Genomic DNA, 21855 nt, shown 5'->3' on the forward strand with positions numbered 1-21855 from the left:
CGTGCCGTCGAGCCCGGCGCTCGCGAGCCGCGTGCCCGTCGGGTCCCAGGCCACCGAGAAGACCGAGCCGTCATGGCCGCTCAGGCGCTTCAGCTCGGTGCCCGCCGCCGCATCCCACAGCCGCAGCGTGCCGTCGGCCCCGGCGCTCGCGAGCCGCGCCCCCGCCGGGTCCCAGGCCACCGACTGGACCGGGCCGCGATGGCCGCTCAGGCGCGCCTGCTCCGTGCCGGTCAGCGTGTCATGGATTCGGATGGAGCCGTCCCAATAGCCGCTCGCGACGAGCAACCCATCCGGGCTGAACTGTGCCGAGTGCGCATCGGATTGGCCGGCGAAGTCATCGACCCGCGCCGGCAGGTCCGGCACCGGCTGGGGTGCGGTGAATAGGGCGGGCGGGTGGGCGGGCGGTGCCTGGGCCCAGCCCGGCAGGGGCAGGAAGAGGGCCGCGCAAAGGGCAACCGCAATGCCGCGCCAGGCGCTCACGACAGCGCCTGCCGCCCGGCCGCGCGCACCGCCTCGCAACGCCAGACGAGCCGTTCGCCGCGGTGGGTGGGCTCTACCCGCAGCAGGTTGCGCCAGTAGAGGCCGCGGATCAGGTCGTTCTTGATCCAGTCCCGGAACGGGCCGTGGTCGTCGGCGTCCAGCAGCCCGCGCAGCGCGCCTTCGCGCTCGGGTGTCGCCGCGAGCTTGCGGAAGTGCCTGGCCAGGGTCTGGGACGCGGGGAAGCGGGCGGCGGCCTGCCCCGGGCCGTCGCCGTCGCCGATCTCCCGCAGCGCGTCGATGATCAGCCGCGGATGACCGCCGGCCGCGCTCAGCAGCCGTGCCGCGGCGTCCGGCGTCAGCGCCGGCCGCAGCCCTGCCCGCGCGGCCATGGCCAGAACGTCACCCGCATTCAGCTCCGGCCAGCAGAGCGCCTGAAGGTGGTTCAGCGGCGACAGGCCGGCCTCCGAGGACGCCATCAGCGCGGCCAGCTCCTCGCCGCCCACCAGCAGCACCTTGAGTCGGTCCGGCTGGGCGTGGGCGCGGCTGCGTAGGATCGACGCGAGCCGGTGGCGGGCGTCTGCCGGGGCGTGGCCTAAGTCGCTGATGAGCAGGAACAGGGGCTCTTCGGCGAGGCGCCGGGCGAGCCAAGCCTCGAATTCGGCGCCGCGGACGATGGCCTGCCCCGCGCCGGCGCACTGCGCCAGGGTGCCGAAGAAGTGGGCCTCGTCGGCGTGCGGGTCGCCGGGCGGCACCAGGTGCAGCACCCGCTCGGCGCCGAAGCGCGCCTCGGCGCGCTCCCGCAGCAGCTTCAGCGCGGCGTGCGGCCCCTCGTGCAGGGGGCGGTCCGCCTGCGCGAGCAGCACCAGCCCGGGCTCGGCGTGGAGCTGCTCGAACACCGAGTCGGCGAAGCGGCGCTCGCTCGGGATGGGCGCCTCCGCCGGTCCGGTCCCGACGCCCGAGCCCGCGGGCGCGGCAGGCCGCGACCGCGTCGACTCGCCGGTGATGCCGAAGAGCAGCACCTCCCAGCCGGCGCCGTCGAGGCCGTCGCGCAGGTCCACCCAGCCGCGGCCGGCCAGGAACAGCGGCAGCTCCGGTGCCGCCGGTGCGTCGGGCAGCAGCACTGGCATCACGGGCAGGGTCGGGTCCTTGGTGGCGAGGGTCAGCGCCGCCTCCATCTCCTGAGCCTGCCACGGGCCGAGCCCGTCGGCGCCGACGCAGACGGCCACGGCGCGGGAGCCGCGGATGCCTTCCTCCAACAGCGGCAGGTGGCGCAGGCCGGGGCGGACCTGCAGCTCGTCGAGCCAGCAGTCCAGGCCCTGCGCGGCGAGGGCCGCGTGCAGCGCGCGGATGGCCGGCTTGTCCCTGCTGTTGTGGGCGAGGAAGCAGTCGAAGCTGGCGTCCATCGGAGATTTTCCGGTCCCTTGGCTGGGTGGTGGCCCGTCGAATGCTCCGACCCAGAGCGCTCGGCGTCAAGGCGTCGGCGGGCTCTCGCGTTTGGCGGCCTCGCGGCACGCCTGCGTCAGCCGGCCCGCTGACAGAGCGCATCAGAGCCTATCGGCGCCCGACCGCCCTGGTTGTGGCACACTTCGCCCGCCTGTTCTTAGGTGGTTCCCCGACGCTGCGGCGGCGCTGCGTGCTCGCCGCGGCTCGGCCGCTGCATGCGGCACCTCGCGCACGACATCGACTATTGGAGTCCGACCCCATGGTTTTGAGCGCCCAGCGCAGCGTCCCGCTGTTCCGTCATCTGGTCCCGAGCCCGCCCGCCGCGCTGCTGGCGCTGGCCGTATGCCTTGCCGCGCCGGCCGCGGCGCAGCAGGCCGGCAAAGCTGGCGACACGCCGCCGCCCGCCGTCGTCGTCGCCGCGGTGGAGACGAAGGCCGTGGATAACAGCTCGCGGTTCATCGGCAACATCAAGGCCATCCAGTCGGTGGCGCTGACGGCGCGGGTGGAGGGTTTTCTGCAAGATGTCGCCTTCGAGGAAGGCTCGATGGTGGAGCAGGGCCAAGTGCTCTATCGCATCGAGCAGGACCAGTACCAGGCCGATCTGGACCAGGCCGAGGGCCAGCTCGCCGCCGCCAAGGCGGACTCCGACGCCGCCGCCGCGGCGCTGGAGGACAAGGAGACGGACTTTCAGCGCCAGGCGACGCTGATCAAGAAGGGCGACACCTCGCAGACGGCCTTCGACCAGGCCAAGGCCGCCCGCGACGAGGCGAAGGCCAACGTCGAGAAGGCCAAGGCCAGCGAGCAGCAGGCGCAGGCCACCGTCGACAACGCCAAGATCAACCTGGGCTATACGACCATTGCGAGCCCGATTGCCGGGCGCATCGGCGCCACCGCGGTCACCGCGGGCAACCTGGTGAGCGCCACCTCCGGCACGCTCGCCACCGTCGCGCAGCTCGATCCCATCCGCGCCGTGTTCTCGGTGCCGAGCGCCGATCTGGTGCAGTTGCAAAAGCGCCTCGGCAGCGGCACCCGCGCAGAGACCCGCGCGACCTACGTGCCGAAGTTGGTGCTGCCGGACGGTACCGACTACGACCACCCCGGCAGCATCGCCTTCGCCGACAACCAGGTGAGCGCCACCACCGGCACCGTGGCCATCTACGCGGACTTCCCGAATCCGAACCAAGTCCTGCTGCCGGGGCAGTTCGTCAGCGTTGTCGTGCACCAGGCCAAGCAGGAGGAGCTGCCGGTGGTGCCGGCAGCGGCTATTCAGCGCAGCCGTGACGGCGTGGAGGTGTACGTGGTGGACGGGGACGACCGGGTGCAGGTGCGCACGGTCGAGCTCGGCACCACGGTCGGCGCCGGCTATGCGGTGAAGTCCGGGCTTGCGGCCGGTGAGCTGGTGATCGTGTCCGGGCTGCAGAAGGTGGAGCCTGGCATGATCGTCAAGCCGACGGGCGCGAGCGGGTCGCCCGGCGCCGGCGCCGAGAGCGCGCCCGCGGCCAAGCCGCCGGCGGCCGCCGCCGACGGCGCTGCGCCTGCCGAGGATTCCGGCTCCGCCACCGGCACCGACGCCAGCGGGGGCTGACATGATCTCCAAGGTCTTCGTCGACCGCCCGCGGCTTGCCGCGGTGGTGTCCATCGTGCTCGTCGTCGCCGGCGTGCTGGCGCTCAAGGCCATCCCGGTGGCGCAGTACCCGCCCATCACGCCCCCGGTTGTGGTGGTGACGGCCACCTATCCCGGTGCCGATGCCCAGACCATCGCCGACACCGTCGGCGGCCCCATCGAGGATCAGGTCAACGGCGTGCCGGACATGCTCTACATGTCCTCCACCGCCTCCAGCGCCGGCACCTATACGCTGACCGTCACCTTTGCGGTCGGCACCGACCCGGACATCGCCCAGGTCAACACCCAGAACCGCGTGTCGCAGGCCCTGGCGCTCTTGCCGCAGCAGGTGCAGCAGCTCGGCGTGACGGTGCAGGCCGAGTCCACCAACCTGCTCCTGGTCATCGCGGTGCATTCGCCGGACGGCTCCCGGGACGGGCTGTATTTGTCGAACTTCGCGACCATCAATGTTCAGGACGAGCTCGCGCGGCTGCCGGGCGTCGGCGAGGCGACGCAGTTCGGCCCCGAGAACTACTCCATGCGCATCTGGCTGGAGCCGGCCAAGCTGTCTGCCCTCGGCATTGCGCCGGCGGACGTCATCGACGCCATCGCGCAGCAGAACATCCAGGCCGCGCTGGGGCAGGTGGGCGGCCCGCCGATCCCGGATGACCAGGCCTTTCAGTACACCATCGTCGCCAAGGGGCAGCTCCAGGACCCGGACGAGTTCGCGGACATCGTCGTGCGCACCGGCGCCGACGGCGCCGTCGTGCGCATCGGCGATGTCGGCCGCGTGGAGCTGGGCGCCGAGTCCTACAGCAGCGAAACCCGCTTCAACGGCAAGCCCGCGGCGGCCATCGCCATCTACCAGGCCCCGGGCGCGAACGCGCTGGACGTGGCCGACGGCGCGCGCGCGGAGCTGGCGCGCCTGGCCGCACGCTTCCCGAGCGGCGTCGAGGCCAAGGTCATGTACGACTCGACGCTGTTCGTCGAGGCGTCCATCGAGGAGATCGTCGTCACGCTCGCCATCACCGCGGTCATCGTGCTGCTGGTGGTGTACATCTTCCTGCAGGATCTGCGCGCGACCATCGTGCCGGCGGTGACCATCCCGGTGTCGCTCATCGGCGTCTTCATCGTGCTGCTCGCGGCGGGGTTCTCCGCCAACACCATCAGCCTGTTCGCGGTGGTGCTGGCTATCGGGCTGGTGGTGGACGACGCCATCGTCGTGGTGGAGAACGTGCAGCGCATCATGCTGGAGGAGGGGCTCGACCGGCGCGCCGCCACGCTCAAGGCCATGGAGCAGGTGACGGGGCCCATCGTCTCCACCACGCTGGTGCTGTTTGCAATCTTCGCGCCGGTGGCCTTCCTGCCCGGCATCTCCGGCGAGCTGTTCCGGCAGTTCGCGGTGACCATCTCCACGGCCGTGGCCATCTCCGCCATCAACGCGCTGACGCTCTCGCCGGTGCTGACGGCGCTCTTCCTGGGCACGCCGAAGGCGGCCAAGCGCGGCCCCTTCGCGTGGTTCAACGCCGGGCTCGACAAGGCCCGTAGCGGCTACGTGTCCGTCGCCGGGCTGCTCGCGCGGCGCGCGGCGCTGGCCGGCGTGCTGGTGCTCGTGGTGGGTGCGGCGGCCGTGTTCGTGCTCGGCAAGTTGCCCGGCGGCTTCCTGCCGAACGAGGACCAGGGCGTGCTGTTCGCGGACCTGAGCCTGCCGAGCGCCGCGTCGCTGCCGCGCACCATGGAGGTGGCGGACAAGCTCCGGGGCATCGCCGCCGGCACCGAAGGGGTCGCGGACGTGCTCACCGTGTCCGGCTACAGCATGCTCACCGGTGCGCCGTCGTCCAACGCCGCGCTCGCCGTCATCGTGCTCGACCCCTGGGACGAGCGCAAAACGCCCGACACCGAGCTGCGCGGCCTGTACCAAAAGATGACCGGCGAGCTGGCCGCCATCCCGGACGCCGACATCCTGCTGTTCCCGCCGCCGCCCATCCCCGGGCTCGGCACCGCGGGCGGCTTTACGATGCAGCTCGAAGCCTTAGGCGGGCAGTCGCCGCAGGAGCTGACCGAGGTGCTGCGCGGGCTCATCGCCGAGGCCAACCAGGCGCCGAGCATCGCCATGGCGCGCTCCACCTTCTCGGCGGACGTGCCGCGCGTGTTCCTGGACGTCGACCGCACCCAAGCGGAGTACCTGGACGTGCCGGTGTCGAGCCTCTTCTCGACCCTGCAGGCCACCTTCGGCAGCGCCTACGTCAACAACTTCACGTATCTCGGGCGCACCTACCAGGTCAACGTGCAGGCGGAGGAGGGCGCCCGGCGCACGCAGGACGACATCGGCGCCACTTACGTGCGCACGAACAACGGCGACATGGTGCCCGTGGCCGTGCTCGCGAACGTGCGCGAGGAGCTCGGCGCCGACCTGATCTTCCGCTACAACAAGTTCCTCACCGCGCAGATCAACGGCAGCGCGGCGCCGGGCTTTTCCACCGGCGAGGCCATGCAGGCCATGGAGGCCGCCGCCAAGGCGACCCTGCCGGACGGCTACAGCGTGGAATGGACCGGCATGTCGTATCAAGAGGCGCAGCAGAGCGCGGGCGGCACCGTGGCCATCTTCGGGCTCGCGGTGCTGTTCGGTTACCTGTTCCTGGTGGGCCTGTACGAGAGCTGGGCGATTCCGTTCGCGGTGCTGACCTCGGTGACGGTCGCGCTGCTCGGCGCCGCCGTCACGCTCTGGCTGGTGGGGCTCGACAACGACCTCTACACGCAGATCGGGCTCGTGCTGCTGATCGGCCTCGCCGCCAAGAACGCGATCCTCATCGTCGAGTTCGCGAAGGAGCGCCACGAGGCGGGTCTCAGCCTCTATGAGGCCGCGGTGGAAGGCGCGCGCATGCGCTTTCGCGCCGTGCTCATGACCGCGCTCGCGTTCATCGTCGGCCTGCTGCCGCTCGTGCTCGCCACCGGCGCCGGCGCCAACTCCCGCGTGCACTTGGGCTTCACGGTGCTCGGCGGCATGCTCGCCGCCACGCTCATCGGCATCCTGCTGATTCCGGGGCTGTACGTGATGTTCCAGTGGATCGGCAACCGCGTCGGCGCGCTCATCGGCAGCCGGCCATCGGGCAAGGCCGCGGAGGCGGCGCGGGCCGACTAGGGCGTAGGGCGGAACGCGATAGCGGTTCCGCCACCCGCGGACAACCTCGACCGTGGCCTCGCATCCCGACCTATCTGGAAACCGGGGACGACGCTTCCACAGGCGGGGATGGCGGATCGCCCTAGCGGGCATCCGCCCCACCGCGCTGATCTCGGCGGCACCCTAGGCAGCGGCTTCCGATCTTATCCACCCCCCACCACCACTGATCGTCACGGCGCTCCAGCGCCGTGACGCATCCCTCGCGCTCCAGCGGCGCGTATCCCGCGTCCGCGCCAGGCGACCGACGTGACGGGGCGCCGGAGGGCCCCAAGATGCGCGAGGACGCCGGAGCGTCGTCGCGATCAACGCAGCCGGCAACCCGGCTGGCAGGCGGCGCATCATCGGCGCATCATGCCGAGGGATGCGATGCCGGTCGGTGCCGCGTTCCTGAACGCCCCGGAGAGTCTTGCCATGCGATTCTTCAATACCGAGGGTCCGGTGCGGCCCGACGACCACTACTGCCTGCCGCCGCTGACGCGCTGGGACCTGGATGCGGTCCGGATGCTCATCGAGCGGAAGAAGTACTTTCTGCTCCACGCCCCGCGCCAGACCGGCAAGACCTCCTGCCTGCTCGCGCTCATGGAGCGGCTCAACGCCGAGGGCCGCTACCGCGCCGTCTACGCCAATCTGGAGATCGCCCAGACCGCCCGCGAGGACGTGCCGAGCGCCATGCGGGCCATCTGCGGGGCGATCGCCTCCGCGGCCGAGATCTATCTCGGCGAGCGACGTCTGTTCGACTGGACCGACGCGGTCTGGCCGCACTACGGCGACCACGGGGTGCTCAACGGCCTGCTGAAGCGCTGGAGCCAGGAGAGCCCCCAACCCGTGGTGCTGCTGCTCGACGAGGTGGACGCCCTGATCGGCGACACCCTGATCTCGGTGCTGCGACAATTGCGCGCCGGCTACACCCAGCGCCCCGAGCACTTCCCGAACACCGTGGTCCTCTGCGGCGTGCGGGATCTCCGCGACTACCGCATCCACGCCAGCTCCGAGGCGGCGCCGATCACCGGCGGCAGCGCGTTCAACATCAAGGCCAAGTCCCTGCGCCTAGGCGACTTCGACGCCGCCGAGGTGACGACGCTGCTCGGCGAGCACACCGCCGAGACCGGTCAGGTCTTCACCCCCGAGGCCCTCGCGCGGGTCTGGGAGCTGACCCTCGGCCAGCCCTGGCTGGTCAATGCGCTCGCCTACGAGAGCTGCTTCGAGAATCGGGCGGGCCGCGACCGCACCCGCCCCATCGATGCGGCACTGATCGATCAGGCCAAGGAGAACCTGATCCTGCGCCGGGTCACCCACCTCGACCAGCTCGCCCACAAGCTCGAAGAACCGCGGGTGCGCCGCATCATCGAGCCCATGCTGGCCGGCACCGCCCTCGGCGACGTGCCCGAGCACGATATCGAGTACCTGCTCGACCTCGGCCTCTGCCGCAAGGCGCAGGGCGGGGGGCTGACCATCGCCAACCCGATCTATCGCGAGGTCCTGCCCCGGGCGCTCACCTTCACCCCCGAGGCGTCGCTGCCGCAGATCAGCCCCACCTGGCTGAACGCCGACGGCAGCCTCGACCCCGAGCGCCTGCTCGCCGCCTTCCTCGACTTCTGGCGCCAGCACGGCGAGGCCTTGCTCGGCAGCGCCCCCTACCACGAGATCGCCCCGCATCTGGTGCTGATGGCCTTCCTGCATCGGGTGGTCAACGGTAACGGCACGCTGGAGCGCGAATACGCCATCCGCCGCGGGCGCATGGACCTGTGCCTGCGCTACGGCGGCATCACCCTGGGTCTGGAGCTGAAGGTGTGGCGCGACGGCGAGCCCGACCCCAAGGCCAAGGGCCTGGCCCAGCTCGACGGCTACCTCGCCGGCCTGCACCTCGACACCGGCTGGCTGATCATCTTCGACCGCCGCACCGGCATCCCGCCCCTGGACGAGCGCCTGACCGAGACCAGCGCGACCAGCCCCGGCGGCCGGCTGATCCGGGTGCTGCGGCTCTGAGCACCCGGCCGGGGACTTGACCAACCACTTGCGCCGGATCATGGCGGCACACCAAATGCCTGCATAACCTGTGGTCATCCTCATGGATTGACGCCGAGAGCGGCTTAACCGCTCCGCGTATGGGAGGGTGGATAAGGGACGCTTCGGCAACAAGTTAAACGACTTGGTAACAGTTCAAGAACAAGCAATGCAGTTTTTTCAACGACGAAACACGCGAAATACGCGAAATAACAAGCCGGACAGTCGGGGTTCGCCGCAATTTTCGCGCTTTTCGCGAGTTTCGTAGCTTCAAGAGGATGTGTAACTTGTTTTGCGAGGCGGGCGCCGGGACCCGGGATTGCGGCCGGCAAGATGATCAAGGCCCCGTCGGGCCGATCATCGTACCGGTCGCGATGACCCTAGGTCCTGCTCGTGACACCGCTCCTGCGGTGTCACGCGCTCTTCGCGCTCTGCGCCCCGCGGCGAGGATGTCGGCATCTGGGACAGCGATCGCGGCGGCTGGGCGCGGACGCCGGGAGGCGGTGACACCGCGGGAGCGGTGTCACCAGAGAGAGAGCCAGTCGCGCCAGTGGGTCCGTTGATGTTGCGGGACAGCAGGCGCATCCCTTCGGCCCCAGCCATGACCGCTCGTCTGCGAGCATTTGCACCCTCGATGAATCTAAAGCTGAACCTGAGGTGCGGAGATGAATGTGCATTAGTAGTTCTTGAACCGTTCCTAACGCTCCGGCACCTCGTCCGTCGAGCCGAACACCTCGATCCCGAGTCGCTCCGCCACCGGCCGCGCCTCCGGTCGGACCATCGGCGAGACGACGATCTTGCGGCTCGCGCTGCGGCCGTGGCGGCGCTGGTAGAACTGCACCTTGCGCTCGAAGGTGTAGATGTCGGCTTTCGACATGCACGACTCCAGCTCGCAGAGGATCAGCTCGCCGTTGCGCACGATGATGTCGATCCCGACCTGGTCCGCGAGGCGGGCACGCGTGCCTGCCAGATACACGTCACGGTTGACTATCCGTGAACGAGCGGTTCTTGACATGGGCACTGCTCGGGCTCGGCCTGGCCATCCTGGCCGCCGCGGCCTACGTGAACTACGTCAACCTGGCGGAGGCCTTCGGGCCGGGGCCGCCGCATTACGGGCGGACAACCAACATGGACAAGTGGTCCGATCCGATCCCGTTCCTGCTGGCCATCGATGCCGCCGCCGTCGCGGCGCTGGTCGTGCTCGGTGCGCTGCTTTGGCGGGTCCGGCGGGGTTGAACGTGATGTTCCAGTGGATCGACAACCGCGTCGGCGCGCTCATCGGCAGCAGGCCATCGGGCAAGGTCGCGGCCCCGGCGCGGGCCGACGAGATTGCTTGACGGCGCCAAAAGCGTGCAGCCGAGTCACGCGTGCAGATGAGTCAAGTTTCATGGCGACAAGGCGCTTGAGGGCATCAGGGCGGAGGGAGCGCCGCGGCCACGCACGCGACGTCCTTAACGAGCACTGAGCGCGAGGCCGCCGTGGGAGCGGCTTTACCATGAAAGTCGTGCGCAACGCGCTCCTTAGTCTCCCTCTGGGATAGGGCCGGGGTGAGGGAAACGGCCATGGCGAGCAGCGCCTTTCATCCTCCGGGGTGGCGCTGGTCGCCATGGCCGTTAGCCGCGATTGGCACCGCACGGCCGGCGCTGCACCGTCGCGGCTAAAGCCGCTCCCACGAAGACCCGCGCCTCCTCCGTGAGGTCGGGAAACTGCCTGGAAACCGACGACCGGACGGACTCAGTCCTGCAAGCGTTGCCGCCGCGTCAGCACCGGCTGGAAGAGATCCCCACGGGCGTCCGCCCGCGCCAGCACGGCGTCGGGGCCCAGGCGGAGCCGGTCGATGTCGCCATCGGCGAGCGCAGACTCGAGCTCGTCCCAGGTGACCGGGGCGGAGACGCGCGGCACTGGCCCGATGCGCAGGCTGTAGACGGCGACGGTGGTCTTGTGGGCGTCGTTTTGGCTCCAGTCGATGAAGACCTTGCCAGCGCGCTCGGCCTTGGCCATGGTGGCGGTGACGCGGGCGGGGTCGTCGCGGGTCAGCGTTTCCGCGACGGCGCGGGCGAAGCGCTTGGTGCGGGCGTGGGTGACTTCGGTGTTGAGCGGGGCGACCAGATGGAGACCCTTGCCGCCGCTGGTCTTGGGCAGGCAGTCGAGGCCCATCTCGGCGAGCAGCCCGCGCAGCAAGAGCCCGACGCGGCAGGCCTCGGCGAGGCCGGCGGGCGGGCCGGGGTCGAGATCGAACACCAGCGCGGTGGGGCACTCCGGGGCGCTGGCCAAGTGCAGGTAGGGATGGATCTCCAGCACCGCCTGGTTGGCTAGCCACACCAGCGCGGGCGGGTCGTCGGCGCCGCAAAAGCCGATATGGCCGGAGCGCTCCGAGCGCATGCGGTGCACGGGCAGCCAGTCCGGGTGGTGGCCGGGGCAGCGCTTCTCGAAGAAGCAGTCCGCATCCACGCCATCCGGGCAGCGGCGCAGCGACAGCGGGCGCCCTGCCAGATGCGGCAGCATCACCGGTGCGATGCGGGTGTAGTAGTCGATGACGCCGGCCTTGGTGAAGCCGGTCTCGGGATACAGGACCTTGTCCAGGTTGCCGAGATCGAGATTGCGCTCGCCGACCTGCACCCGGGGCATCAGCGCACCTCCGTTTCCGATTGGGCCGCCTCGGCGGGCTCCGGACCGCGCCCGCGGGCCTGCGCCAGGCTCTGCTTCAATGCCGCGAGCAACGCATCGGGCTCGCCGGCGGGCTCCTCGGCCTCGGCGGGCTCCGGGTGGGGCGCGGCGACGGTGCCGGCCTCGGCGCGCTTCTTTGCCACCAGGGCGTCCAGGCGCTCGCGCATCGGGTCGCGGAGCTGCGCGGCCGGGTCGAAGTCCGCGGCGATGGCCTCCAGCGCCCGGGTCATGGCCTGCACGGTGTCCGGGTCGGCGCTCGCCGTCGGCGCCAGCTCGTCGCGCGGGCGCACTGCCTCCGCCCAATGCAGCGTAAACAGACAGAGCGCGCCATCCAGGGCGCGGATGGCAGCCAGGTGCTCGCGCCCGCGCATAACCAGCCGGCCGATGCCGACGCGGCCGGTGTCGGCGAGCGTCTGCACCAGCAGCCGGTAGGGCTTGCCGGCGTCGGCGTTGGGGGCGAGGTAATAGGGCCGGTCGTAGTAGACCGGGTCGATGGCCTCGGCGGTGACGAAGTCCTCGATCTCGATGCTGCGGCTCGCCTCCGGCGCCACGGAGTCTAGCTCCTCATCGGTCACAGGCACGAAGCGGCCGGGCTCGATCTCCCAGCCGCGGGTGCGCTGCTCCACCGGCACGGGCTGGTCGTGCTCGGGGCAGACCATGACCTGCGTGAGGCGCGCGTGGTCGGCGTCGTGCAGCAGGTGGAAGGGGCTGCCTGTGCTCCGCACGGCGCTCACGAGCCGCACCGGGATGGTGACCAGACCGAAGCTCAGCGTGCCGTTCCAGAAGGGTCTTGGCATGTTGGCGTGCTCATTCGTTGATGCGCTCCTAGCTCCTAGCTCCTAGCTCCTAGCACCTAGCTCCTAGCCCCTAGCCCCTCACACTTCTCCACCCGGCTGCTCCCGGACCACCTCGGCGGCCGGGACATCGCTGCGCAGGCCCTTGAACGAGGCCTGCTGGATGTGGCCGTCCGCGGGCCAACGCCGGTAGGCGATCTGCGCGACCAGCCGGGGCTCAACGAAGCGCGCGCCGGTGACGGGGCGGGGCTGATCGAAGGGGCTCGTGTCGCGCGCAAGGTTGCCGAAGACCTCATGCAGGTAGCTCCGATCCGCCTGTGTGAAGCCCGTGCCGGCGCGGCCCGCATAGCGCAGCACGCCGGTGTCGTCATAGACGCCAAGCAGCAGGCTGCCCACTAGGTCCGGCGCGCCGCCGCCGGGCATCCAGCCGCCGATGACCATCTCCTGCATGCGCACCAGCTTGATCTTGCGCCAGGCCGGGGAGCGCCGGCCGGGCTCGTAGGGGCTGTCCAGGCGCTTCGCGACGATGCCTTCGAGCTTCTGCTTGCGGGCCGTCGCCAACATGGCCTCGCCGGCGCCGGCCTCGCTCGGCGGCAGGTGCAGGTGCGGGTGTGCCGGCAGGTGGTGAGCCAGCGCCATGCGCCGCTCACGGTACGGGCGGGCCAGCAGGGAGCGGCCGTCCGCGTAGAGCAGATCGAAGACGAAGTAGTGCACGGGCCGGCGCTCGGCGGCCCCGACGGCGGCGTCGGCGCCGAGCTGCATACGCCGCGCGAGCCGCTCGAAGCTCGGGTGTCCGCGCTGATCCAGCGCGACGATCTCGCCGTCGAAGACCACGGGCGGGGTGCCGGCGAGCACGCGGGCGAGGTCGGCGACCTCCGGCCAGCGCTCGGTCATGGCATTGCCGTTGCGGCTCATGAGCTTGAGCCGGGCACCATCCCAATAGGCCAAGCAGCGCAAGCCGTCCCACTTGAGCTCGAAGGCCCAGCCGGACGGGTCGGGCGGCAGCTCCGCCGGGGTGGCGAGCATCGGCGCGAGGCCAGTCGGGGGCAGGGGGTCCGCGTCCGGGTCTTGCGATGGCGGCGAGCCGTCGCTTGGACGGCCATCGTTGCCCGAATCCAATCCCGATCCCGCTCCCGATTCCGATCCCGAGGACGGCGGGTCGGCATCGGCGTCCGGCGCCGCCGCGACGCACTCCGGGCACAGCGGCTCGGGGCCGGGCGTCGCGCAGTGCTCGCAAGCGGGGCTGCCGCAGGTCCAGCAGCGCCGGCCCTCGTCGAAGTGGTAGAGCGTGCCGCAGAACGGGCAGGCGGCGTCGGCATGGTCGGTCTGCGCCGGCTGGCCTTGGCTGCCGTCGGGCATGGGTCCGAAGGCGGCGTGCTCGATGTTCTCAACCATGGCGCACCGCCGCGAGGCTGGCCTCGAGCTGTTCCAGCAGGCGGTCCTCCGGTGTGGCGGGCTTCTCCACGGGCGGGACGATCTCGATGGTCTCGCCCTGGGCCTTGCGCCGCAACAGCGCCAGGAGGCGCTCGCCGCGCTGGTCGCGGTAGTGGTCGGGGCGGAAGTCGGCGGCGAGCTCCTCGACCAGCCAGCGGGCGGTCTTGCGCTCCTTCTCCCGCAGCTCGGAGCCGCCGGCGAGCTCCAGGCGGTCCGTGGGCACCACCTCGCCGGCGTGGCGGAGCGTGATCAGGAGCAGCACGCGTGGCAGCTCGACGCCCGTGGTCAGCGCGCCGACGTAATCGCGCCGGCGCATGCGCCAGCGGCAGAGACCCGCGCGTGCGTTTGCGAGCGCCTGCGCCAGCGCGGCGTAGGCGTCGTCCTTGCCGTCCGGGCCGAGGTAATAGGTGCGCTCCAGCCAGCGCGGGTCGAGGGCGTCGGCGGGCACGCTGGCCGTGACCTCAATGGTGCGGTCGGACTCGGGCGTGATGGCGTCGAGCTCCTGCGGCGTCAGCACCACGTATTCGTCCGGGGCGACGGCATAGCCTTTCAACTGGTGCTCGCTCGGCACCCGCTCGGCGTGCACGGGGCAGACCATCTCGCGCTTCAGCGGCACGCCGTCCTCGCTGTGCAACAACCGAAAGTGCACGCGGATGTCGCCGACCGCGGTGTAGAGCTTGACCGGCACGGCGCAGCCGTTGAAGCGGATGCTGGCCTTGTAGATGGCGCGGGCAGGCATGGCGGCGAAGGCGGCGCCTCAACGCCAGGGGTTGTGCGTGGTCGCGTCGTCCTTGGCCTCGAAGTGGGTCAGGAACCAGTCCCGGGCGAGGAGACCCACGCTTTCCAGCTTGCCGGCCTCCTCGAAGAGCCGCGTCGCGTGGGCGAGGATCTCCAGCCGCGCCTCGCCGGGCAGTACCTGGACGGCCGCGCGGTTGACGCGGATCGCCTCCGGATCAAGCCCGGCGACGATGAGGAGCGTCGGCGCCAGCACCTGCGACAGCGCACCCTCGGCGAGGTCCGTGCGCGCGCCGCGGCAGACCAGCGCCTGCACGGCGTCTCGGCGCTCCGCGGCGGCGCCCAATGCCGCGGCGGCACCGGTGCCGGAGCCGAACAGGCCGAGCGGCAGCCGGGCGAGGCGCGCATCGTCGCGCGCCCAATCCACGGCCTGGATCAGTCGCGCGGTCAGGAGCGCGACGTCGCCGCCGGGGCCGGCACCGGCATCGCCGCTGCGCGCGTCAGCCGCCTTGCCGTCGGCCTCCTGCTCCTCGGGTGTTAGCAGGTCCAGGAGCAAGGTCGCGATGCGACCGCGGCTCAGCGTGTCCGCGAGTATCCGGTTGCGGCGGCTGTACTTGTTGCTGCGCCGGCCGTGGGCGAACAGCACCAAGCCGCAGGCACCCTGGGGCAGCAGCAGAAAGCCGCTCAGGATGCCGTCGACGGGCACGGCGACGGTCTGCGGCTCGCGTGAAGGAAGATCGATCATGCTGGCTTCCGGTTAGATCATGCATCCCGCGTCGGCGGCGCCTCAGGACAGGCTTCGGCGCCGCGGCAGCAACGGGGCCATGCTCAGCAAAAACGTCGCAAGATCGGTACCTGAACTCCACCGAACGGCCACTTGGCGCGCCGAACTGCGGGGGCGCCGGCCCTGCCCCGACCCTTGCCCGCGCTGTGGTGAGCACGAGCATCGGGGGTTGCCTCATGCCCTTGGATCTGCCGCAAGTCGTCTCGTGGACGGGTCCGCTGCGGCTCCACGTCGGCGGAGCGCTGCCGCGGATCTGCGTGGACCCCAGCACCTCCGAGGCCTGGCGACGCCCTAGGCCGGCGCTTCGGCCAGGTTGCGCTGCTCGATTGCATCGCCGGTGCCGGCAGCGGTTGAGGCACGGGGCCAAATGCCGCGCCGGCGGTCCCTATGCACCGATTCTGCGGGCCTGTCCGCGGCGCGGCATCGTCGTTCCGGTCGGGCAGACGGCGCGCCATTCCTGGCACGCACCCTGCGAGCCATTGCAGTGATGGCCGCCGGCGTGCCGGTCGCGCGGCGGACACCCGAGGGCCGGGTTCGGGTGCCCGCCGCCAGGTCATCTCCGCAGCATGCCGACTCGGCACCAGATCAGCCTGCGTCGTCAAACTGCTTCGTCAAACTGCTTCGTCAAACTGCTTCGTCAAACTGCTTCGTCAAACCGCGTCCGCCGCCCGGACCATCGCAGCTTCGGTGGGCGCAGCAGCACACCGGAGAGCGCCCCGCATGAAGATCCATGTCTTCGAGACCGAGGGCTGGGAGCGCGAGCCCTTCGCGGCCCTCGCCGACGAGCATGAGCTCAGCTTCTTCCACACGCCCCTGACGCCCGCCAATGCCGCGGAGCACACCGACGCCGAGGCCATCACGACCTTCATCTACTCGTCCCTCGGTGCCGACGTGCTGGACGCGTTGCCGGCGCTACGCGCGGTGGCGTCGCGCTCAACGGGCGTGGACCACATTGACCTTGAGCGCTGCCGCGAGCGCGGCATCACGGTGTGCAACGTGCCCACCTACGGCTCCAACACCGTCGCCGAGCACGTGTTCGGGCTGCTCTTGATGATCAGCCATCGGCTCGAGGAGGCGGTGCAGCGCACCCGCAGCGGGCGCTTCGACAGCCACGGGCTGCAGGGCTTCGACCTCAAGGGCAAGCGCATGGGCGTCGTCGGCACCGGCGACATCGGGCTTGAGACCATCCGCATCGCCCGCGGCTTCGGCATGGATGTGCTGGCCTTCGACGTGGCGCCGAACGCCGACGCCGCTCAGCGCCTGGGTTTCGAGTACGTCTCGCTCGACGAGCTGCTGGCACGGGCGGACGTCATCAGCTTGCACGTACCGGATACGCCGGCCACCCGCCACATGATCGATCGACGGCAGTTCGAGCGCATGAAGCCTGGCGCGGTGCTGATCAACACGGCCCGCGGCAGCCTCGTCAACACGCAAGCGCTGGCCCGAGCGCTGGCCGAGCAGCAGATCGCCGCCGCCGGGCTCGACGTGCTGCCGGAGGAGCCGACCATCCGCGAGGAAGCGGAGCTGCTGCGCTCGGTCTACGAGCAGCACCATCATCTGGAGCACCTGCTCGCCAACGAGGTGCTGGCACACCTGCGCAACGTCATCATTACGCCGCACAGCGCGTTTAATACCCGCGAGGCGGTGGCGCGCATTCTGGACACCACGGTGGAGAACCTGCGCGCGTGTGCGGCGGGGGAGCCGAAGAACGTGGTGACTTAGGGGCGACGAAGAGAGGGCCGAGGGCCGAGGCCCGAGGAGGCCGAGCGCAGGGGCAGGGACCGGCACGAGTCATGGATTGCCGCTTGTCGCGGCTGAAGCCGCTCCCACAGCGGCAGCACGCGCGGAGGTGTTGATGGATGGATAGTCTGCTGATTGCCTCGCACCAACCGCCGGCGGAGCTTGCGCTGCGGCTCGGCGCGGCGGCGGGCCTCGGGCTGCTGCTCGGGCTGGAGCGGGAGCTGCGCGGCAAGGCCGCGGGGCTGCGCACACACATGCTGGTGTGCTTGGGCTCGGCGGCCTTCCTGCTCGTGGCGCTGCACATCGTCCATGCCGAATCCGGCGACCTCGGTACGTCCGTCGACCCTAGCCGCGTGATTCAAGGCGTCATCGGCGGCGTCGGCTTCCTCGGCGCCGGTAGCATCATCCAGAGCCGCGGCAGCGTCCATGGCCTCACCACCGGCGCCGGCATCTGGATCGCCGGGGCCGTCGGGCTCGCCTGCGGCTTCGGCGACTTCGTGCTGGCAGGGCTGGTGACGGGCTTCGCCGTCGTCATCGTCGTGGTGCTCGGGTTCATCGAGCGCTGGCTGTTGTGAGCAACCGCTCACGTCGCCATCCTACAGCACCGGCGTCAGCAGCCGCCCGGTGCGGATCTTGACCCAGTCGAGCCATGAGCCTGGCGCGAGGTCGTTCGCGTGGAGCTCCGTCGCATAACGCAGATCGTCTGCGAACTGTGCGTCCAGGCAGCGGGCGATGGACTCGTCGCGGATGATCAGCGCCACCTCGTCGTTCAGCTTCATGGAGCGGTTGTCCAGGTTAAAGGTGCCCACTGTCGCCCAGCAACTGTCGGCGACGAAGGTCTTCGCGTGGATCATCGCCGGCTGGTAGACGTAGATGCGCACGCCGGCGGCCATGAGCCGGCCGTAGACGGCCCGGCCCGCGTGCCAGACCAGCGGCTGGTCGGTGTTGGCACCGGGAATCAGGATGCGCACGTCGACGCCGCGGTCCACGGCGTTCATCAACAGCCAGCGCATGTCGCGGGTCGGCGCGAAGTAGGCGTTGGTGATGTGGATGCGCTCGCGCGCCGACGTGATGGCGAGGAAGAAGAAACGCTCGGCCTTGGTGGTGCCGAGCGAAGGGGAGCAGGCCATGACGCCTGCTGCCTGGGGCGCCTCGGGCGGCGGTGCGTCGGTATAGGGCGTGATGCCGTCGCCGACCAGGAGCTCACCCGTGGCCTCAGCCCAGTTCTTCGAGAAGGCCACCAGCCTCGCCCATCTCGCCGCGGACGCCTTGGTCCGTGACCTCGGGCTCGTTGTCGCAGCCGAAGAGCAGCAGTGCGGCGGCGGTGACGGTGATGGCGAGGAGGGGTCTCATGGTCTTCATCGGCGCTTCTCCTGATTGTTTGGGTTGTCTTACGGTCTTGGAGCAGCAGCCCCGTTTGCGGGGTGCAGACGCGACCGCAACTTGCCTCTGTGGACCCTTCAATAGTGGGCGAGAACGCCCGGGCGAGGGCCGAGTCGCCTGGCTCGCGGCTCGCGGCTCGCGGCTCGCGGCTCGCGGCCCTCGCGATCAGTTCGTGCCCGGGCGATCCGTCGTCGTCTCGTCCTCTTCCTCCTGCGGCAGCTCGATGTCCACATCCGGCACCGGGATGGTAAGCGGCTGGGTGCCGACGTCGACGTCCGGGCCGCGCACGTCCACCTCCGGCAGGCGGCCGGGCTCGGCGTCCATGTCGACACTGGGCATCTCGCCCTCCTGGGTCTTTTCCACCTCGTACTCGGGCATGCGCCCCGGGTCCGCGTCCACGTCGACAGACGGCATCTTGCCTTCTTCCTCCACGTCGACTTCGCAGCCGGTGATAAGCGGCAGCGCAAGCAGGGCGCTCAACAGGGCAGGGAACACAATCGGGTATCTGGACGGCATGCTGGCGTCCCTCCTGGTTGGTTGACTGTGCCAACCTCAATGCAAATGGCCGGCCAAGTCGGCTGGCCGGGTCTGTCTGTGGCGCCGCATCCGGGCTCTGCCGTGCCGGGTGGCGCGGGGCCGCAGAGGGCGGAGACGATCCGGCGCAGCAGCGCCAACATCAGCGCGACGACGGCGATGGTCAACGACAACGCCGCGCCGGTGAGATCGCCGGTCGATGCCGTGGCAGAGCATGTGTCAGCGCCGGCTTCGGCCGCGCAGCCGACAACGGCTTTGCTTCGCCCGCCGTGCCGTCGCCGAGCAGCTGCGTCGGCACGCCGGCGGACCTTTTCCGCCAGTGAACGGTTGAGATGGACCGGTATCGAGGGCAATCGTTGCCCTGCAACCGGTGCGTTGGCGCAAGCAACGCAGGTCCGAGGGCCGGAGGCCGGGGTCCTTGGCCCTCGGCCCTTGGCCCTCCAAGGTCGCCGTCGGTGTTGGCGCGCTCCGTGCAGAGCCGGGGGCAAGCGGCCTCGCAGCGGCGCTGGGGGACAAAGGCGCGCAGCGCGCTTATCCCGCCGCGTCCAGCGGGGACGACTCAACCAACCGACCGGAGGATTCCGACATGATGCAATGGGCAGTCATCTTTCTCGTCATCGCCATTCTCGCCGGCCTGTTCGGCCTGTCCGGCATTGCTGGCGCTGCTACGAACATCGCCTGGATCTTGTTCCTTGTGGGGCTGATCCTGGCGGCGATCTTCTACTTCCGTGGCCGCAGCACCACGCTGTGACGATGATCCCGCGGCTCTTGGGCGTGCCGCTGGCACGACCGGTGGTGCGCTGAGCCGCGTCCCCGATGTCTCGTTCTACCGGCACGGATGCCACGGACAAATGGACCTTCGCCCGCGGTGTTGCGCTTGCGGCCACGCTGGGCGGGGTCGTCTTGCTCGTGTGGGCGGTCATCGGCGCCCGCGACATTCTGCTCATTACGCTGTCGGCGGTGCTGTTCGCCGTGCTGCTGGATGGCGGCGTGCGTGGGGTGCGGACCGCGTTGTGGCTACCGCGCTGGTTCGTGCTCCTGTCCCTGTGGCTATTGCTCGCCGCCGTGCTGACGGGGGGCGCCTGGCTGTTGGCCCCACGCGCGGCGGCGGATCTGGATCTGCTCGCCGAGCGTATGCCCGCCGCGATGGAGGAGATCGATCACGCGTTGCAGGACACGGAGGTCGGTCGTGAGCTCGTCGAACAACTTGCAGACGTCTGGGACTCGAGCACGCTTGAGGACACCGCGCGGCGCTTTCTGGGTGTCTTCTCCAGCGTGGTGGGCGCCACCAGCGCCGTCCTCGTGGTGCTGGTGCTCGGCATGTTCATCGCGAGCGAGCCGGACACCTACGTCGGCGGGGCCATCCGGCTCCTGCCGCCGGCGGCACGCCAGCGCGGCGCGGAGGTGGCGAGCGAGCTCGGCCATGCGCTGCGCTGGTGGCTCGTCGGCCGCTTCCTGTCCATGCTCGTGGTGTTCATCGTCACCTGGGTCGGGCTCTACGTCATGGACGTGCCGCTCACCTTCCTGCTGGCATTCATCGCGGGGCTGTTCTCCTTCGTGCCCACCTTCGGCCCGGTGGCGTCCGCGGTGCCCGCGGTGCTGGTGGGACTGTCGGCGGGGCTGGAACAGGCGCTGTGGGTCGGGCTCCTGTACCTCGGCATCCAAATGGTCGAGAGCTACGGCATCACGCCCTTCATCGAGCGTCGCGCCGTGCGTGTGCCGCCGGCGCTGCTGGTGGTTTTCCAGCTCGTCATGGGCGTCTTCGCGGGCGTGCTCGGCGTGCTGCTGGCAACCCCGATCCTGGTAGTGTTGATGGTGCTGGTCGGCATGCTGTATGTCGAAGACCGCCTAGGCGAGCAGGCGACCCTGCCCTGACGGGCGCGGGCGGTCTCGCCGCCCGTCGGCGCGGCGGCGTCAGCGCGGCTATTCAGCGGCGAGCCGCAGCGGCTTCCGCGGCTCGGCGGGCGCGGGCGGCGGCGCCTGCTCCGCCACCGCATCGATGTCGCCGCAGCGGCTCAACAGCAGTGCCGGCGGGTCCACCGAGAACACGAACGGCGCCGCGCGCCGCAGCGCGCTGAGGCCCAAGATCTGCCGTGAGGCGCCGGGAAACACCGCCGCCTCGACATTGCGCAGCGCGCAGGTGTCGCCGATGCGAAGCTCCGCGATGGCGTAGACCGGCACCGTCAGCTCCCGCCCGTCGGCGAGCACACCGCGCAGTTCCTTCACATAGCGGGCCGCGTCGCGCTCCTTCAGCACGGCCAGCGTGTGCTCGTTGATGGTCATGTAGCCGGAGCCGGTATCCACCATCAGCTCGACGGCGCCGAAGCCCATGATGTCGCCGGCGACATAGAAGGTCGCCGCGGACTTTTCCTGCATCGCCACGCGAATGCGGAAGTCGTCGGCGGACGGCGCTTGCGCCATGGCAGCGGTGACGGTGAACAGTACATTCAACAGAACGAACAGGGTACAGACGCGCATCGGGTTCTCTCGGGGCAGCAGCAACGGCGGTGGTCGGCAGCACGGCCCCGCCGACGGCGCGACCGCCCGAGGTGGGCAGCCGCCGTGCGGGCATCGGGGCAGTGTCGGAGCGGCATCGGGGCGGCACCGCGACGGACCCTAGCAGGAATCAAGGTGTCGGCACAAATCCGACAGCGCCGCGAGTGCATGCCCCGAGCGCGAGCTGCGGAGAAGGCGTGGCTTCCGGCGTCGCCAGGCGGTCAGCAGGGGCGATGAGCGGGACCGGTTGCGGCGGGTCCCAGATGGGGGGTAGTGCCGGTCTAGAAATGACCGGTTACACTCCAGGTATCGAGGGCATCGAAGTCGAAATCGCTATCGAAATCGCTATCGAAATCGCCATCGAAATCGACACGGGACACGGCCTCGAAATGAGGTCCAAACCCGTTGCGATGCGGCAAGAAAAGGCTCGTGCAGAAGGACGATAAGAAAGCGCTCGCGCAGAGAATGAGAGACGCGATTTCGATACCGATTTCGACCCCCCTCTTGGCGGACTTCGGGAGGCCGGTCGGGATCGAAGATGCGCTCGACCGGGACCCGCTCGATGACGACCCGCTCC

Annotated in this window: 20 protein-coding genes and 1 pseudogene; 9 read left to right on the forward strand and 12 right to left on the reverse strand. The window is 70.1% G+C overall.

What is annotated here, in order from left to right; all coding sequences use genetic code 11:
* Together ML01_RS23965 and ML01_RS23970 are read right to left on the reverse strand one after the other, a co-directional pair.
* Positions 1-480: pseudogene (locus ML01_RS23965) on the reverse strand (hypothetical protein); the annotation flags it as partial.
* Positions 477-1883 (reverse strand): toll/interleukin-1 receptor domain-containing protein, encoded by a 1407-nt coding sequence (locus ML01_RS23970; RefSeq protein WP_058557911.1) that lies wholly within the window; start codon positions 1881-1883, stop codon positions 477-479. The gene ML01_RS23970 and the pseudogene ML01_RS23965, both read right to left, overlap by 4 nt.
* Before the next feature lie 299 nt (positions 1884-2182).
* Here ML01_RS23970 and ML01_RS23975 point away from each other — a divergent pair, with 299 nt between their 5' ends.
* The 3 genes from ML01_RS23975 to ML01_RS23985 all read left to right on the forward strand — a co-directional run bounded on the left by ML01_RS23975 (position 2183) and on the right by ML01_RS23985 (position 8693).
* A complete protein-coding gene (locus ML01_RS23975) occupies positions 2183-3508 on the forward strand; it encodes an efflux RND transporter periplasmic adaptor subunit (protein ID WP_058557912.1) in 1326 nt (441 codons plus the stop codon).
* Between the two features lies 1 nt (position 3509).
* Complete coding sequence (locus tag ML01_RS23980; RefSeq protein ID WP_058557913.1) at positions 3510-6668, forward strand: efflux RND transporter permease subunit; 3159 nt, start codon at positions 3510-3512, stop codon at positions 6666-6668.
* Positions 6669-7118: 450 nt separating this feature from the next.
* Entirely contained in the window at positions 7119-8693 is a 1575-nt protein-coding gene (locus tag ML01_RS23985) for an ATP-binding protein (RefSeq protein WP_058557928.1), read from the forward strand.
* Positions 8694-9408: 715 nt separating this feature from the next.
* Here ML01_RS23985 and ML01_RS23990 read toward each other — a convergent pair.
* Complete coding sequence (locus tag ML01_RS23990) at positions 9409-9687, reverse strand: hypothetical protein (RefSeq protein WP_058557914.1); 279 nt, start codon at positions 9685-9687, stop codon at positions 9409-9411.
* 17 nt (positions 9688-9704) lie between these two features.
* Here ML01_RS23990 and ML01_RS23995 point away from each other — a divergent pair, with 17 nt between their 5' ends.
* Positions 9705-9947 carry a hypothetical protein gene (locus ML01_RS23995; RefSeq protein WP_058557915.1) on the forward strand — a complete coding sequence of 81 codons (243 nt, stop codon included), beginning with the start codon at positions 9705-9707 and terminating at the stop codon, positions 9945-9947.
* Positions 9948-10445: 498 nt separating this feature from the next.
* On the opposite strand, the gene ligD (ML01_RS24000) is transcribed toward ML01_RS23995, so the two are convergent.
* The 5 genes from ligD (ML01_RS24000) to ML01_RS24020 form a co-directional block, all read right to left on the reverse strand.
* Positions 10446-11339: a non-homologous end-joining DNA ligase gene (gene ligD / locus ML01_RS24000; RefSeq protein WP_058557916.1), complete on the reverse strand. Its 894-nt coding sequence runs from the start codon at positions 11337-11339 to the stop codon at positions 10446-10448.
* Positions 11339-12175: a Ku protein gene (locus tag ML01_RS24005; RefSeq protein ID WP_058557917.1), complete on the reverse strand. Its 837-nt coding sequence runs from the start codon at positions 12173-12175 to the stop codon at positions 11339-11341. The genes ligD (ML01_RS24000) and ML01_RS24005 overlap by 1 nt, the downstream gene beginning before the upstream one ends.
* A 78-nt stretch (positions 12176-12253) precedes the next feature.
* A complete protein-coding gene (ligD, locus tag ML01_RS24010) occupies positions 12254-13567 on the reverse strand; it encodes a non-homologous end-joining DNA ligase (RefSeq protein WP_058557918.1) in 1314 nt (437 codons plus the stop codon).
* Positions 13560-14345, reverse strand: a complete 786-nt coding sequence (locus ML01_RS24015; RefSeq protein ID WP_058557919.1) for a Ku protein — start codon at positions 14343-14345, stop codon at positions 13560-13562. The genes ligD (ML01_RS24010) and ML01_RS24015 overlap by 8 nt, the downstream gene beginning before the upstream one ends.
* An 18-nt stretch (positions 14346-14363) precedes the next feature.
* Positions 14364-15086 carry an alpha/beta hydrolase gene (locus tag ML01_RS24020; protein ID WP_254045373.1) on the reverse strand — a complete coding sequence of 241 codons (723 nt, stop codon included), beginning with the start codon at positions 15084-15086 and terminating at the stop codon, positions 14364-14366.
* 759 nt (positions 15087-15845) lie between these two features.
* On the opposite strand from ML01_RS24020, the gene ML01_RS24025 reads away from it, so the two are divergent.
* Together ML01_RS24025 and ML01_RS24030 are read left to right on the forward strand one after the other, a co-directional pair.
* Entirely contained in the window at positions 15846-16847 is a 1002-nt protein-coding gene (locus ML01_RS24025) for a hydroxyacid dehydrogenase (RefSeq protein ID WP_058557920.1), read from the forward strand.
* A 137-nt stretch (positions 16848-16984) separates the two neighbouring features.
* On the forward strand, positions 16985-17440 hold the full coding sequence (locus tag ML01_RS24030) for an MgtC/SapB family protein (RefSeq protein WP_156427958.1): 456 nt from the start codon (positions 16985-16987) through the stop codon (positions 17438-17440).
* A gap of 21 nt (positions 17441-17461) precedes the next feature.
* Here ML01_RS24030 and ML01_RS24035 read toward each other — a convergent pair whose 3' ends face one another.
* The 3 genes from ML01_RS24035 to ML01_RS24040 all read right to left on the reverse strand — a co-directional run bounded on the left by ML01_RS24035 (position 17462) and on the right by ML01_RS24040 (position 18764).
* Entirely contained in the window at positions 17462-18106 is a 645-nt protein-coding gene (locus tag ML01_RS24035; protein WP_058557921.1) for a phospholipase D-like domain-containing protein, read from the reverse strand.
* Positions 18081-18227 carry a hypothetical protein gene (locus ML01_RS29285; protein WP_156427959.1) on the reverse strand — a complete coding sequence of 49 codons (147 nt, stop codon included), beginning with the start codon at positions 18225-18227 and terminating at the stop codon, positions 18081-18083. The genes ML01_RS24035 and ML01_RS29285 overlap by 26 nt, the downstream gene beginning before the upstream one ends.
* Before the next feature lie 186 nt (positions 18228-18413).
* Complete coding sequence (locus ML01_RS24040; RefSeq protein ID WP_082674615.1) at positions 18414-18764, reverse strand: hypothetical protein; 351 nt, start codon at positions 18762-18764, stop codon at positions 18414-18416.
* Positions 18765-19368: 604 nt separating this feature from the next.
* On the opposite strand from ML01_RS24040, the gene ML01_RS27950 reads away from it, so the two are divergent.
* Both ML01_RS27950 and ML01_RS24045 read left to right on the forward strand, forming a co-directional pair.
* The gene (locus ML01_RS27950) at positions 19369-19533 is read left to right on the forward strand and encodes a DUF1328 domain-containing protein (protein ID WP_082674616.1); all 165 of its coding nucleotides are present in this window, start codon (positions 19369-19371) and stop codon (positions 19531-19533) included.
* 65 nt (positions 19534-19598) lie between these two features.
* The gene (locus tag ML01_RS24045) at positions 19599-20657 is read left to right on the forward strand and encodes an AI-2E family transporter (RefSeq protein WP_058557923.1); all 1059 of its coding nucleotides are present in this window, start codon (positions 19599-19601) and stop codon (positions 20655-20657) included.
* 48 nt (positions 20658-20705) lie between these two features.
* Here the strand turns inward: ML01_RS24045 and ML01_RS24050 are convergent, their stop codons facing one another.
* A complete protein-coding gene (locus ML01_RS24050) occupies positions 20706-21260 on the reverse strand; it encodes a retroviral-like aspartic protease family protein (protein ID WP_082674617.1) in 555 nt (184 codons plus the stop codon).
* Between the two features lie 305 nt (positions 21261-21565).
* Here ML01_RS24050 and ML01_RS29290 point away from each other — a divergent pair, with 305 nt between their 5' ends.
* Positions 21566-21724, forward strand: coding sequence for a hypothetical protein (locus ML01_RS29290; protein ID WP_156427960.1), 159 nt, complete (start codon positions 21566-21568; stop codon positions 21722-21724).
* The last annotated feature ends 131 nt before the right edge of the window (positions 21725-21855 follow it).

This window comes from Thiohalocapsa sp. ML1 (assembly GCF_001469165.1).
Classification (GTDB): Bacteria; Pseudomonadota; Gammaproteobacteria; order Chromatiales; family Chromatiaceae; genus Thiohalocapsa.

Excerpts from the sequence above, each read along its gene's own strand:
- ML01_RS23970 (WP_058557911.1), bottom strand. The coding sequence starts at position 1,883 with ATGGACGCCAGCTTCGACTGCTTCCTCGCCCACAACAGCAGGGACAAG.
- ML01_RS24005 (WP_058557917.1), bottom strand. The coding sequence starts at position 12,175 with ATGCCAAGACCCTTCTGGAACGGCACGCTGAGCTTCGGTCTGGTCACC.
- ML01_RS24040 (WP_082674615.1), bottom strand. The coding sequence starts at position 18,764 with ATGCCGTCCAGATACCCGATTGTGTTCCCTGCCCTGTTGAGCGCCCTG.
- ligD (WP_058557916.1), bottom strand. The coding sequence starts at position 11,339 with ATGCCCCGGGTGCAGGTCGGCGAGCGCAATCTCGATCTCGGCAACCTG.
- ML01_RS24020 (WP_254045373.1), bottom strand. The coding sequence starts at position 15,086 with ATGATCGATCTTCCTTCACGCGAGCCGCAGACCGTCGCCGTGCCCGTC.
- ligD (WP_058557918.1), bottom strand. The coding sequence starts at position 13,567 with ATGGTTGAGAACATCGAGCACGCCGCCTTCGGACCCATGCCCGACGGC.
- ML01_RS29285 (WP_156427959.1), bottom strand. The coding sequence starts at position 18,227 with ATGAAGACCATGAGACCCCTCCTCGCCATCACCGTCACCGCCGCCGCA.
- ML01_RS24050 (WP_082674617.1), bottom strand. The coding sequence starts at position 21,260 with ATGCGCGTCTGTACCCTGTTCGTTCTGTTGAATGTACTGTTCACCGTC.
- ML01_RS23980 (WP_058557913.1), top strand. The coding sequence starts at position 3,510 with ATGATCTCCAAGGTCTTCGTCGACCGCCCGCGGCTTGCCGCGGTGGTG.
- ML01_RS23985 (WP_058557928.1), top strand. The coding sequence starts at position 7,119 with ATGCGATTCTTCAATACCGAGGGTCCGGTGCGGCCCGACGACCACTAC.
- ML01_RS24030 (WP_156427958.1), top strand. The coding sequence starts at position 16,985 with ATGGATAGTCTGCTGATTGCCTCGCACCAACCGCCGGCGGAGCTTGCG.
- ML01_RS29290 (WP_156427960.1), top strand. The coding sequence starts at position 21,566 with ATGACCGGTTACACTCCAGGTATCGAGGGCATCGAAGTCGAAATCGCT.
- ML01_RS24025 (WP_058557920.1), top strand. The coding sequence starts at position 15,846 with ATGAAGATCCATGTCTTCGAGACCGAGGGCTGGGAGCGCGAGCCCTTC.
- ML01_RS24045 (WP_058557923.1), top strand. The coding sequence starts at position 19,599 with ATGTCTCGTTCTACCGGCACGGATGCCACGGACAAATGGACCTTCGCC.
- ML01_RS23975 (WP_058557912.1), top strand. The coding sequence starts at position 2,183 with ATGGTTTTGAGCGCCCAGCGCAGCGTCCCGCTGTTCCGTCATCTGGTC.
- ML01_RS27950 (WP_082674616.1), top strand. The coding sequence starts at position 19,369 with ATGATGCAATGGGCAGTCATCTTTCTCGTCATCGCCATTCTCGCCGGC.
- ML01_RS24015 (WP_058557919.1), bottom strand. The coding sequence starts at position 14,345 with ATGCCTGCCCGCGCCATCTACAAGGCCAGCATCCGCTTCAACGGCTGC.